Origin of the sequence: Micromonospora sp. NPDC023633, assembly GCF_040640035.1 — a bacterium.
GTDB lineage: Bacteria > Actinomycetota > Actinomycetes > Mycobacteriales > Micromonosporaceae > Micromonospora.
The window spans coordinates 1-13,200 of the sequence record NZ_JBFABB010000036.1; the positions used below are offsets into that span (position 1 = coordinate 1).

Here is a 13,200-nt window from a genome sequence, read left to right on the forward strand (position 1 = left end):
GCCGTCACGGCGCCAGGGCCCTCGCCGTGGGCGGCGACCGGGGACACGCCGCAGGCGGCCAGCAGCCGGGCGAGCGCGAGCTGCCCGGTGACGGTGGCCGCGTCGGACCCCGCCGCGCCGGCGCCCGGGTCGACACCCAGCTCACCGGCCACCCGGTCGGCCTCCGCCCGCAGTCGCGGCAGCGCGTCGCAGAGCGCGGCCAGGTCGGGGCAGGTGGCGGGGAACGCGTACGCCACCGTGGCGGCCTCCGGCGACGCCTCCCCCGCGCCGACGGCGGACAGCGCGCGGACCGCCTCGCCGGGGTCGGCGGCCACCACGAAGGCCCGGTGGCGGAACGCCCGGCGGCCGACCTGGCTGGTGTAGGCGACGTCGGCGAGGGTCTGCTCGGGGTGGCGCCCGATGTGCGCGGCGAGCCGGCCGGCGGCGGCGGTCAGCGCCTCGGCGCCGGCCGCGGAGACGGTGAGCAGCACGGCCGGCGGGTTCGGCCCCGGCGGCGCGGGCGGCGGCGCCTCTTCGAGGATGACGTGCGCGTTCGTGCCGCCGACCCCGAACGAGCTGACCGCCGCCCGGCGCGGCCCGGACACCTCGGGCCAGTCCCGCAGCATGTCGTTGACGCGGAACGGCCCCCGGTCGAGCGAGGTCTGCGGGTTGGGCTTGCGGTAGTGGATCGACGGCGGCAGCTCGCCGTGGTGGATGGCGAGGACCGCCTTGATCAGCGAGGTCACGCCGGAGGCGGTGTCGAGGTTGCCGACGTTCGGCTTGACCGAGCCGATCGCCCATCCGGCACCCGGGCCGCCGGCCGTGCCGTACGCCTCCTCGAGGGCGGACACCTCGATCGAGTCCCCCATCAGGGTGCCGCTGCCGTTGGCCTCGACGTACTGGATGGACCTCGCCTCGACGTCGGCGACCCGCAAGGCCCGGCGGATCACCCGCACCTGGCCCGACCGGCCGGGCGCCACGAAGCTGACCTTGCCGGCGCCGTCGTTGTTCACCGCCGAGCCCTTCACCAGGGCGTAGATCCGGTCGCCGGCGGCCTCGGCGTCCTCCCGGCGGCGCAGCACCACCACGCCGGCGCCGTCGCCCAGGTGGTAGCCGGCGGCCTCGGCGTCGAAGGCGCGGCAGCGGCCGTCGGGCGAGTTGATGCCGTCGGCCTCGTGCCGGTAGCCGCGGGGCACCGGGTTCTTGACGCTGACCGCGCCCACGATCGCCATGTCGCACTGGTAGTCGAGCAGGCTGCTGATCGCGTGGTGCAGCCCGACCAGGGCCGAGGAGCAGTTGGTCTGCACCGTCATGCTGGGCCCGGTCAGGTCGAGCTTGTACGAGATGCGGGTGGCCAGGTTGTCCTTGTCGCTGGCGACGGCCATGCCCAGCCGGCCGGCGGAGTCGACCAGCTCCTGCTGGGGCAGCAGGTGGTAGAGCAGGTACTGGTTCAGGCCGCACCCCGCGTACACCGCGATGTCGCCGGGGAAGCGGCGGCTGTCGTAGCCGGCGTCCTCCAGCGCCTCCCAGGCGCACTCCAGCAGGATCCGGTGCTGCGGGTCGATCAGCGTCGCGTCCGTCGGCGAGTAGCCGAAGAACTGCGCGTCGAACCGGTCGGCGCCCTCGATCCCGGACCACACCGGCACGTACGCCGGGTCGGTGCGTTCCGCGGCCGGGACGGCGTCCAGCTCGGCGGCGGTCAGCTGGCGGCCGGCGTCGACGCCGGCGCGGAGCAGCTCCCAGAACTCGGCGACGTTCGCCGCGCCCGGGAACCGTCCGCTCATCCCCACGACGGCGATGTCCATCTCGCTGCTCATCGGCTTCCCACTTCCTGGATACGCTGGCGCATCAGCCGGCGGCGGTTCGCCACCTGCTCGTTGCGGTCGGGCCCCGGGTCGACGGGCGGTTCCGCCGCCGGGCGCGCGGGCTCGCCGAGGTGCTCGGCGAGCTTGCGCACGGTGGTGTGCTCGTAGAGGTCGACCAGCGGGAACTGCCGGCCGAGGAGTTCCTGGAGTCGGATGTGCACCTGGACCAGGCTCAGCGAGTTGCCGCCCACGTCGAAGAAGTTGTCGTCGAGCCCGACGGCGCCGACGCCGAGGACGTCCAGCCAGATCTCGGTGACCTGGGCCTGGAGCCCGCCGGCCGCCGCCGCGAGCGGCCGGGCCGTCGCGCCCACGCCGAGCCGGGCCATCGCCTCGGTGGCGTCGGCCGCGACGGCGCGTCGGCTCACCTTGCCGGTCGCCGTGGTGGGCAGCTCGTCGACCAGGTGCAGCAGCGGCACCATGAACTCCGGCAGTCGCTGCCGCAGGTGGGTGCGCAGGTCGTGCAGCAGGTCCCGCCGCGCGGTGGCGCCCAGCGGGTCGTTGGCCAGCTCCGGCCAGTCGGCGCGCCGCACCCGGGGCGGGGTCCAGCCGACCGCGTCGTCCGGTCGGGCCGCCGGCCAGAACCGCAGGTCCATCGTGTACGGGTCGCGGGCGGTCGACGGCACCACGGTGGTCCGTCGGCCCAGCGCCTCGCCGATGCTCCAGCAGTCCTCCGGGTCGACCCCGGGCGGCAGCTCGCCCACCGGGCGCGTCACCGGGTCCCGGTCGGCGAGGCCGGCCAGCCGGCGTACGGGGCCGGCGACCGTGACCAGCCGCGCGTTCGGCACGTTGCGGACCTCCACCGGACAGTTGCGGTTGCCGCGCAGGACGCCCCGCAGCCGGGCGACGTCCAGTCCGTCGCGTGCCCAGTCCAGCCGCACCGGCTCGACCGGGTCGGCGGCGCAGCGGTCGGGGGCGGCGCCCACGTGCAGGACGACGTCGTAGCGGAACGCGCTCAGCTCGTTGGCCTGCCGGCCGCGCTTGAGGTGCAGCTCCGCCCCGGTCACCCCCGGCAGCCAGTCCGGCGCGGTGAGGAACAGGTCGGGGGCGAGCACCAGCTCGTCGTCGGCGAGCACCCGGGCGGCGACGCGGCGGCGCAGCTCGGCGACGGTCAGGCCGGGTTCCGGCTCGGCGCCCAGCTCCACCGAGGCGTGGAACACCTCCAGCAGGTCCAGGTCGCGCACGTCGCCGAGGTAGATCCGCCCGCCGGGCGCCGCCGCGGTGACCGCCGCGCGCAGCACCCCGCGCAGGTAGTCGTGGTGGGGAAAGTACTGGGTCACCGAGTGCAGCACCACGATGTCGAAGCTGCCGGCCTCGATGCCGGTGAGGTCGTCGGCCTCGCGCAGCAGCAGCGTGACCGCGTCCCGGTCGACCCCCTCGGCGTCGAGCCGCTGTTCGAGCACCTTCAGGCCGGCGGCGGAGAAGTCGGTGCCGACGTACGCCTCGCACTCCGGCGCCAGCGCCAGCGTCAGGTTCCCCGTGCCGCAGCCGAGCTCCAGCAGCCTGGTGGGGCGCAGGTCCCGGATCCGCCGGACCGCCTGGTCGATCCACTCGCCCATCTCGACGTCGGTGAACGGCGCACCCGTGTAGCTGCTGGTCCAGATCGCCTGCTGGGCCTCCTCGGCGGGGCCGGCGTCGGTGTACATCCGGTCGTAGAGCAGCCGCCAGTCGGAGACCCGGGTGGTGGCGGGCGCCCCGCTCGGGTCGGACCCGGCTGGCGTGGGCGCGGACGAGCCGCCCCGGCCGCGGGGCACGACCGCCGCGACGATCCGCTGTTCCCCGCCGCCGGGAGCCTCGGCGAGCGCGGCCACGGCGGCGGCGACACCGGGGTGGGCCCGCAGCGTCGCCTCGATCTCGCCCAGCTCGATCCGGAACCCGCGGACCTTCACCTGGTGGTCGGCCCGGCCCAGGAACTCCAGCCGGCCGTCTTGGCTCCACCGGCCCCGGTCGCCGGTGCGGAACAGCCGCCCACCGTCCCCGTACGGGTCGGGGAGGAACCGCGCCGCGGTCAACGCCGGCTGGTCGAGGTAGCCACGGGCCAGGCCGGCCCCGCCGACGTACACCTCGCCGGCGAACCGGGGCGGCACCGGCCGCATGGCCTCGTCGAGCACGTAGATCCGGGTGTTGCCGATGGGCCGCCCGATGCTGCCGACCCGCTCCGGTCCGGTGACCACGTCCAAGGTCACGTCGGCGGAGATCTCCGACGAGCCGTAGAGGTCGACCAGGACGCAGCCGGGCAGGGCCGCCAGCCACCGCGCGGCCAGGTCCGGGGTGAGCGCCTCCCCGCTGGAGTGGCAGTAGCGCAGCGCCGACAGCCGTTCCCCGGCGTCGTCGACGCCGTCGAGGATGGCCCGCAGCAGCGACGGTACGGCCACCAGGCGGGTGACCCGGTGCCGGGCGAGCAGGTCGACCAGGCGGACCGGGTCGCGTCCGACGTCCTCGGGCACCACGACGAGCGGAGCGCCGGCGAAGAGCGGCAGGAACATCTCGCCGCCGGAGTCGAAGAAGCTCAGCGAGGTCTTGTGGCTGCCCACCTCGTCCGGCCCCATCGGGAAGCGGTCCATGATCCACCGTTGCCGGTTGACGATGCCCCGGTGCAGGCCGAGGACGCCCTGCGGGGTGCCGGTGGACCCGGAGGTGTAGACGACGTAGGCCACGTCGTCGGGGTGGGCCGTCGGCCGCGGGTCGTGGTCGTCCTCGGCCGCGATCGTCGGGTCGGCCGGGTCGACCACCTCGACGTCCGGGAGGTCGACGGCCGCGCCGGGGGCGGCGACCAGCAGCCGGGCCCCGGAGTCGGCGAGCATGAACCGTAGCCGCTCCACCGGGTACGACGGGTCGAGCGGCACGTAGGCGGCGCCGGTCTTGAGGATCGCCAGCACGGCGGTGAGGCTGACGGTGGAGCGCGGCACCAGCAGGCCGACCCGGGTGCCCCGACCGGCGCCCCGCCCGATCAGCCGGTGGGCCAGCCGGTTCGCCGCCGCGTTGAGCTCGGCGTAGCTGAGCCGGGTGGTGTCGTCGATCGCGGCCGGCGCGTCCGGGGTGCGCCGGGCCTGCTCGGCCACGATCTCCGGCACGCACCGGTCGGTGTCGTAGTCGGCCGTGGTGTCGTTCCACTCCACGAGCACCTGCCGGTGCCGCTCGGCGCCGAGCAGGGGCAGGGCGCCGACCGGGGTCGCCGGCGCCGCGACGGCCGCGGACAGCAGCGCGGTCAGCGCCTCGGCCAACACGCCCATGGTGTCGGCGTCGAACAGGTCGGTGCTGTAGTCGAAGGTGCCCAGCAGCTCGCCGCCGTGCTCGCCCAGGTAGAGGGAAAGGTCGTAGTAGGTGGCCCGCTGCCGCACCGGCCGGCTGCGCACCCGCAGCCCCGCCCAGTCCCCCAGCGCCCCCTCGTGGTTGAGCACCATCGGGGTGAGCCCGAGCCGGTCGGTGCCGCGCCCGTGCTGGTAGGCGAACGCCGCGCTGATCAGCGCGCCGCGGCTGGCGTCGGCGGCCTGCCCGAGCCCCTCGACGATCCGCCCGAACGGCACCTCGGCGCGGTCGGAGGCGGCCAGCACCGCCTCGTGCGCCGCCCGGGCCAGGGCGCCGAACTCCGGGTCGGCGGACAGGTCCACCGGCACCGGCAGCGGGTTGACCAGGTAGCTGACCAGGTCGGCGAAGCGGCCGCGGACCCGGCCGGCGTGCACGAACCCGAGCGGGAACGTCGCCTGGCCGGCGTAGCGCGACAGCACCGCCGCGTAGCCGGCGAAGAGCACGGCGGTGCGGCTGACCCCGTGCGAGGCGGCCAGCGCGTCGATGCCGGCGCACAGCTCGGCGTCGAGCCGGAAGGCGTGGGCGGCGCCCCGGAACGTGCGCACCGACGGGCGGGGCCGGTCGGTCGGCAGGTCCAACGGCACGAGGTCGGCGACCTGGGCCTGGCACGTCGCGGTCAGCTCCCGGCCGGCGGGACCGTCCAGGAAGGACCGCTGCCAGGCGACGAACTCGGCCGGGTGGGCGGTGGGTGCGGGCGGCGCCGCGTCGTCCCCGGCGGCGTGCCGGCCGTAGCCGGTCGCCAGGTCCTCGACCAGCACCGCCAGCGACCACACGTCCATCACGCTGTGGTGGGTGCAGAGCAGCAGGGTGTGGCGCTCCGCCGCGTGCCGGAACAGCACGGCGCGCAGCAGGGGCGGGCCGGCGAAGCCGACCCCGAGCTCCGCCTCGATCTCCTCCTCGAGGCGGCCCGCCGGCCAGTCCGCCGCGTCGCGCACCTCCAGCGTGACCTCGGCGTCGTCGGCCACCCGCTGGGTCACCTCGGCGCCGGCGTCGTCGTACCGGGTGAGCAGGGCCGGGTGCCGGACGCCGAGGTCGCGCACGGCGCGGGCCAGCGCGGCGGTGTCCAGCTCGCCGTCGACGGTCACCGCCCGGCCCAGGTTGAGGTTGGCCGGGTCCTCGGCGAGGGCGCCCTGGAACCAGATCGCGCGCTGGCCGTACGACAGCGGGTAGGGCCGGTCGGCGACGGCCGGGGCGGCCGGCGGGTCGGCCGGGGCGGGCGCGGACGGCAGCGCGGCGGCCAGTTCAGCCACCGTGCTGTCGCCCAGCAGGTCGGTCAGGGACGGGCGGACGCCCCACTCCCCCTCGATGAGGTGTTGCAGCTCCACGGCCCGTAGCGAGTCGAACCCGAGCTCGGGCAGGGAGCGGTCCGGGTCGATCCGCTCGGGGTCAACGTCGAGCAGCCCGCCGGCCAGGGCGCGCAGCCGCTGCGCCTGCGCCGGCGCGGCGGCCGGGGCGGGGCGCGCCGCCGGGCGCAGGGGGTCGTCCGCGACGATCGTCGCGCTGCCGGCGGCGTACGCCCGCGCGCAGTCGCCGCGCCGGGTCTTGCCGCTGGTGGTGACGGGGATGGTGCCGGGCGGCACGGCGAGCACCCGGTGCAGGTCCAGGCCGTGGACGGTCACCACGGCCCGGCGGGCCGCCTCGGCGATCGCCGGCGCCTCGTCCGCGGCCTTCTCGGAGCGGGTCTCGTACCACAGGACCACGGCCTCGCCGACGCCGTGGCCGTCGTCGGCGACGTCCACGCCGAACGCGGCGATCCGCCCGCCCAGGCGGGGGCAGGCGGCGCGGACGGTCTGCTCGATGTCGTCCGGGTAGTGGTTCTGGCCGCGGACGACCACCGTCTCCTTGATCCGGCCACGCACGTACAGGTGACCCTCTTGGCGGAAGCCGAGGTCGCCGGTGCGTAGGTAGGGGCCGTCGGCGGGGTCGCCGCCGAGGGTGGCGCGCAGGGTCCGCGCGGACTCTTCCGGCCGGTTCCAGTACCCGTCGACGACGCTGCCGCCGCGGACCCAGATCTCGCCGGCGGTGCCGTCGGGGACGGGGTGGCCGGCCGGGTCGACGATCCGGACCTCCGCCTCGGGCAGGATCTCGCAGCCGACCACCTCCGTGCCGGGGCGCTCGGGTTCCGGGTCGGCCACCGTGGTCACGACGGGCCGCTGCGGGCGGGCCCGCCCGGCGACCAGCAGCGTCGCCTCGGCCAGGCCGTAGCAGGGCAGGAAGGCCCGCTCGTCGAACCCGTGCGGGGCGAACGCCGCGGCGAAGGCGCGCAGGGTCGCCGCGCGTACCGGCTCGGCGCCGTTGAAGGCCACCCGCCAGGAGCTGAGGTCCAGGGCGGCGCGGTCGGCCTCGGCGACCTTGCGCACGCACAGGTCGTAGGCGAAGTTGGGGCCGCCGCTGATGGTGGCCCGGTACCGGCTGATCGCCTGCAGCCACCGCACCGGCGTGCGGATGAACGTCGCCGGGTCCATCAGCACCGTCGGCACCCCGAGGTAGACGGGGGTGAGCAGGGTGCCGATCAGGCCCATGTCGTGGTGCGGCGGCAGCCAGGAGGCCATCACCGTCGCGTCGTCGAAGCCGAAGGAGCGGCGGATGGCCCGCAGGTTCTCCAGCAGGTTCGCGTGGCTGACCATCACGCCCTTGGGGGTGCTGGTGGTGCCCGAGGTGTACTGGAGGAACGCCAGCCCGCCCTCGGCCACCGCCGGCTGCCAGCCGGTGGGGGCGGCGTCGAGGGACTCGATCTCCAGGACCGGCAGCCGGCGACCGGGCATGAGCGTGCCCAGGTCGACCGCGCTGGTGACCGCGCGGGCCGCCAGCACGGCGGTGGCCTGCGCGTCGTCGAGGATCCGCCCGACGACCGGGGCGCTGGCCCGGTTGAGCCGGGCGGCCAGCGGAACCGGCACGGTGCCGGCGTAGAGGCAGCCGAAGAAGCCGGCGAGGAAGTCGACGCCCGCGCCGACGAGCATCAGCACCCGGTCCCCGGGACGGCAGTGCCCGGCCAGGGCGGCGCCGACCCGGCGGGCCCGGGCGTCGAGCGTCGCGTAGTCCACCGTGTCGGCCGAGCCGTCCTCTGCCACCAGGTGCAGGGCGGGGCTGTCGGGCTGGACCCGCGCCTGGTGGGCCAGGGCGGCGCCCAGGTTGACGACGTCCGCCGCCTCGTGGGTCAACGCGCCGGTGTGGTCGGTCATCAGGCTCTCCACTCGCTGCACAGGGGTCGGACCGGGTGTCACGGCTGCCCGGGCGCGAGCCGGGCGGCCAACTCGGCGACCGTCGGCGCGTCGAAGATGACCGCCACCTCGACGTCCGCCCCCAGCTTCGCGCCGGCCAGGGCCACGATCCGGGTGGCCGTGAGGGAGTCGCCGCCAAGGTCGAAGAAGTCGTCGTGGATGCCGATGCCCTCGCGGCCGAGCACGTCGCACCAGATGTCCAGGAGCACCCGCTCACGCTCGTCGCGCGGGCCGTCGGCGCCGGTGGCGCCGGGCTCGTCCTGGCCCGGTGGTGGCAGCGCCGCGACGTCGAGCTTTCCGTGGTTGGTCAGCGGCAGGCGGGGCAGCCTGACGAAGGCGGCCGGAACCAGGTAGTCCGGCAGCCGCCGGCGCAGGTGCGCGCGCAGGTCCGCGGTGCCCGGCAGGTCGTCGCCGACGACGTAGCCGACCAGCCGGGCGTCCCTGCCGGGCGGGTCCCGGCGTACGACGACGGCGGCCTCGCGGACGGCCGGGTGGCGGCGTAGCGCGGACTCCACCTCGCCCGGCTCGATGCGGTAGCCGCGCAGGTTCAGCTGCCCGTCGCCCCGCCCGAGGAACTCCAGCACGCCGTCCGGCCCGAACCGGGCCAGGTCGCCGGTGCGGTAGACGCGGGCGCCGGGCGTGCCGGCGAACGGGTCGGGCAGGAACCGTTCCGCGGTCAGGGCGGAGTTGTCGAGGTAGCCCCGGGCCAGCCCGGCGCCGCCGACGTAGACCTCCCCCGCCACGCCCGGCGGTACGGGCTCCATCGCCTCGTCGAGCACGTACACCCGGACGTTGGCCATCGGGCGGCCGATCGGGACGAAGGGACGCTCGTCGTCGGGGTCGCACGGCCAGGCGGTGCAGGACACCGACACCTCGGTCGGGCCGTACAGGTTGAACATGGTGACGTCGAGCCGGTCGAAGACCAGCCGTTGCGTCTCGGGGGTGAGTTCCTCCACGCCCGAGACGATCCGCCGCAGCGACTTCAGGTCCGCGGCGTCGGCGGTGAGCAGCACCTCGCGCAGGGCGGTCGGCGCGAAGTCGGCGTCGGTCACCCCGTGGCGGGCGATCACCCCCGCCAGCCGGCGCGGGTCGAAGGTCGCCGTCTCGGGCATCAGCACGCTGGCCGCGCCGTTGAACAGGGCCCGGAACAGCTCGTCCAGCGAGACGTCGAAGGTGCAGGCCGCCTTGCGCAGCACCCGGTCGTCCTGGCCGAGCGGGAAGTTGCGCTGCGCCCACAGCATCCGGTTGGTGAACCCGCGGTGGGTGACCTGGACGCCCTTGGGCTGTCCGGTGGAGCCGGAGGTGAACAGCGTGTAGGCGAGGTTGTCCGGGTGCAGCGGCACGGCGGGGTCGGTGGCGGGGCAGGTGGCGGTCAGCGACGCCTCCCCGTCCAGGTCGATGATCCGCCGGCCGGGGCTCCACACCTCGTCGCACAGGTCCCCGGCGGAGATCGCGACCGCCGGGCGGACCTGCCCGAGCAGCGCGTCGCGGCGGGCCTGCGGGTCGCGCGGGTTGACCGGCAGGTGGTAGCCGCCGGCCTTGAGCACCGCCAGGATGGCCACCACCTCGGCGGTGCAGCGGGGCAGGCACACCGCCACCGGGTCCTCCACGCCGACACCGAGGTCGCGCAGGTGGTGCGCCAGGCGGTTGGCCCGCTCGTCGAGTTCGCGGTACGTCGTGCGGACGTTGCCCTCGACGACCGCCACCGCGTCCGGGGTACGCCGTGCCTGCGCCTCGACCAGGCGGTGGACGAGCGCCTCGGGGCCGAGGTCGAGGGCGGTGTCGTTCCACTCGTGCAGGATCCGGTGGCGCTGCGCGTCGTCGAGCAGCGGCAGTCGCCACACGCTCGTGTCGGGCTGCCGCGCCGCCGCGACCAGCAGCAGCTCGAACTGCCGCGCCAGGGCGCGGATCGCCTCGCCGGTGAAGAGGCTTGTGTCGTACTCGAACTCACCGACCAGTCCGTCGACCGTCTCGGTGATCTTCACCGTCAGGTCCATCCGGGACCGGCCGGTCTCCATCTGGTGCACGTCGACCCGCAGCTCGGGCAGATCGAGCCCGCCGGCCGGCACGTTCTGCAGCACGAAGGCGACCTGCGCGAGCGGCTGGTGGCTGCGGCTGCGTTCCGGCTGCAGCGCGGCGACGAGACGTTCGAACGGCACGTCGCGGTGCCGGAACGCGTCCAGGGAGGCCGCCTTGACCCGGGCCACCAGCTCGGCGAACGTCGGGTCGCCGGAGAGATCGGCCCGCACCACGATCATGTTCAGGAAGCAGCCGATCAGGTGTTCCAGCTCGTGCTGGTCGCGCGTGGCGATGGGGCTGGCGACGACCATGTCCCGCTGTCCGCTGTGCCGGGCCAGCAGGGCGGTGAAGGCGGCGAGCAGGGTCATGTAGGTGGTGGCGCCTTGGCGCTGCCCGAGGGCGCGGATCCGGTCCGCGTCGGCCGAGCCGAGCCGGAACCACTCGGACGCGCCGACGAACTGCTGGACCGCCGGCCGTGGGCCCCGGGTGGGCAGGGTGAGCAGGGGCGGCACGCCGGCCAGTTCGGCGACCCGCTCGCGCAGGTGCGCCGCCATCCGTTCCTCGCCGACCGCGGTGCGCTGCCAGGCGGCGTAGTCGGCGTACTGGATCGGCAGCTCGGGCAGGTCCGGCGTCGCGGTGCCGGAGGCGAACGCGGCGTACGTGGCGGCCAGTTCGCGGCAGAAGATGGTGAACGACCACAGGTCGCAGACGAGGTGGTGCACGGTGACCCCGAGGACGTGCACGTCCGGGGCGATCCGGTAGAGCACCGCCCGGATGGTCTGGCCCGCGGCCAGGTCGAGCGGGACCCGCATCTCCCGCTCGACGGCGGCCCGCAGGACCGCGTCGTCGGGGCGCGCGGTGGCGCCGGGCAGGTCGACCACGTCGATGGTCAGCGGGGCGGGCGGCGTGACGGCCTGCACGACCCGCTCGCCGAGCTGGCGGAAGGCGGTACGGAGGATCTCGTGGCGGCGGACGACCTCCTCGATGCCGCGCTGCAGCGCGGCCCGGTCCAGCGAGCCGGTCAGGATCAGCAGCGTGGCGTCGTTGTGGTGGACGGCGTCGTCCTCCAGGCGCTCGATGAACCAGAGCCGCTCCTGGGCGAAGGACAGGGGGGCCTCGGCGGCGTCCAGGCGGGGGATGGCGGCGCTGACGGGTGCCGGATCGGCGCGGCCGGCGCGCAGCCGCTCGTCGAGCAGGGCCCGCGCCGAACTGGACAGCCGCGCCACGCGTTGCGTGACGTCACTCGCGACCGGATGCTCCTGCCGTCCCACTGGTCCTCCGTTGTCCGTCGGTGATCCGGTCCGCGCTCCGGGGCCTCCGCCGGATGCGAGCGCCGCACCGCTGCGGGTGCCGATCGTCGATCTGTACCAGGCTGGCTGAGCGCTTAGTCAGCGGAAGGGCGGTTATAGGGGTTTGGCCTCCCAATTCACGACATCAGTTACGAGTCCTAGGGGTTGGGCATAGCTTTGCCCTGCCACATGATGGGCACGGCTGTGACGCCACCGGTGCCAGCACGCAACCCGTTAGACCGGCCGACCGGAGGTGATGCCAGTGCGCGACGACCTCCGGATCCTGACGGACCGGTCGTACCGGATGCTCTTCCTGGCCCGCACGCTGTCGCTGCTGGGCAGCGCCGTGATCCCGGTGGCACTGGCCTTCGCCGTCCTCGACGCGCCGGGCGGCTCCGCCACCGACCTCGGCCTCGTGCTCGCCGCCCGGTCGCTGGCGCAGGTCGCGCTGTTGCTGTTCGGCGGTGTCCTCGCCGACCGGATGAACCGCTTCCGCCTGATGGTGGGCTCCGATCTGCTGGCCTTCGCCGCGCAGGCGGTGCTGACCGTGGTGTTCGTCAGCGGCCAACCCTCGCTACCGGTCGTGATCGCGCTGTCCGCCGTCAACGGCGCCGCCGCCGCGCTGTTCCTGCCGGCCTCCCGCGGCGTCGTGCCGCAGGTGGTGGCCCGGGAGCAGCTCCAGTCGGCCAACGCGCTGCTGCGGCTGTCCCGCAACAGCACCACCATCGGCGGCGCGGCCCTGGCCGGAGTGCTCGTGGCCGCCCTCGGCGCCGGCTGGGCGCTGGCGGTGCCTGCGGCCACCTTCCTCGGCTCGGCGCTGCTGCTCGCCGGTGTCCGGGTGTCCCACCCCGGCCGGGCCACCACCAGCACCATCCTCGCGGACCTGCGGGAGGGTTGGCGGGAGTTCAGCGCCCGGTCCTGGGTCTGGCTGGTGGTCGTGCAGTTCGCCTTCGTCAACGGCTGCTTCTCGGCGATTTACGTGCTCGGCCCGCTGACCGCCAAGGAACAGCTGGGCGGGGCCACGGCCTGGTCGGTGATCGTCACCGCGCAGGCGGTGGGCCTGGTCGGCGGCAGCCTCGTGGCGATGCGGATCCGCCCCCGCCGGCCGATGCGGGTGGCGGTGCTCGCGACCTTCGGCTTCCTTCCGCCGTTCGCGCTGATCGCGGCCGGCGCGCCGGTCTGGCTGATCGCGGTCTCGATGCTCGTCAACGGCGTCTGCGTCGACATCTTCGAGGTCCTGTGGGACACCGCCCTGCAGAACCACGTGCCGAACGAGGCGCTGTCGCGGATCAGCTCGTACGACGCCATGGGCTCGTTCGTGCTGGGCCCGCTCTGCCTGGCCGTCGTCGGCCCCGTGGCGGACCGGATCGGCGTCGCCCAGACGCTGGTCATCGCAGGCGGGGTGCTCGCTCTGGTGACCGTCGCGACCTTCTGCGCGCGGTCCGTACGACAGCTGCCCGCAAGAGTCCCCGACGCACAACCCGCCACGGTGTGAACCCGGCGACATCGCCGGCCACGGAC

Annotated in this window: 4 protein-coding genes; 1 reads left to right on the top strand and 3 read right to left on the bottom strand. The window is 75.1% G+C overall.

All coding sequences use genetic code 11. The annotated features are described in order from the left end of the window. The 3 genes from AB0G13_RS13750 to AB0G13_RS13760 all read right to left on the bottom strand — a co-directional run. Nucleotides 1-1,796, bottom strand: a 1,796-nt coding sequence (locus AB0G13_RS13750) for a beta-ketoacyl synthase N-terminal-like domain-containing protein (RefSeq protein WP_357873403.1), incomplete at its 3' end; no start/stop codon positions are given. Further along, nucleotides 1,793-8,332, bottom strand: a complete 6,540-nt coding sequence (locus AB0G13_RS13755; protein ID WP_357873405.1) for an amino acid adenylation domain-containing protein — start codon at nucleotides 8,330-8,332, stop codon at nucleotides 1,793-1,795. The genes AB0G13_RS13755 and AB0G13_RS13750, both read right to left, overlap by 4 nt. Before the next feature lie 38 nt (nucleotides 8,333-8,370). After that, the gene (locus tag AB0G13_RS13760) at nucleotides 8,371-11,661 is read right to left on the bottom strand and encodes an amino acid adenylation domain-containing protein (RefSeq protein WP_357873408.1); all 3,291 of its coding nucleotides are present in this window, start codon (nucleotides 11,659-11,661) and stop codon (nucleotides 8,371-8,373) included. A 280-nt stretch (nucleotides 11,662-11,941) separates the two neighbouring features. Here AB0G13_RS13760 and AB0G13_RS13765 point away from each other — a divergent pair, with 280 nt between their 5' ends. Beyond that, complete coding sequence (locus tag AB0G13_RS13765) at nucleotides 11,942-13,174, top strand: MFS transporter (RefSeq protein WP_357873411.1); 1,233 nt, start codon at nucleotides 11,942-11,944, stop codon at nucleotides 13,172-13,174. Nucleotides 13,175-13,200: the final 26 nt, after the last annotated feature.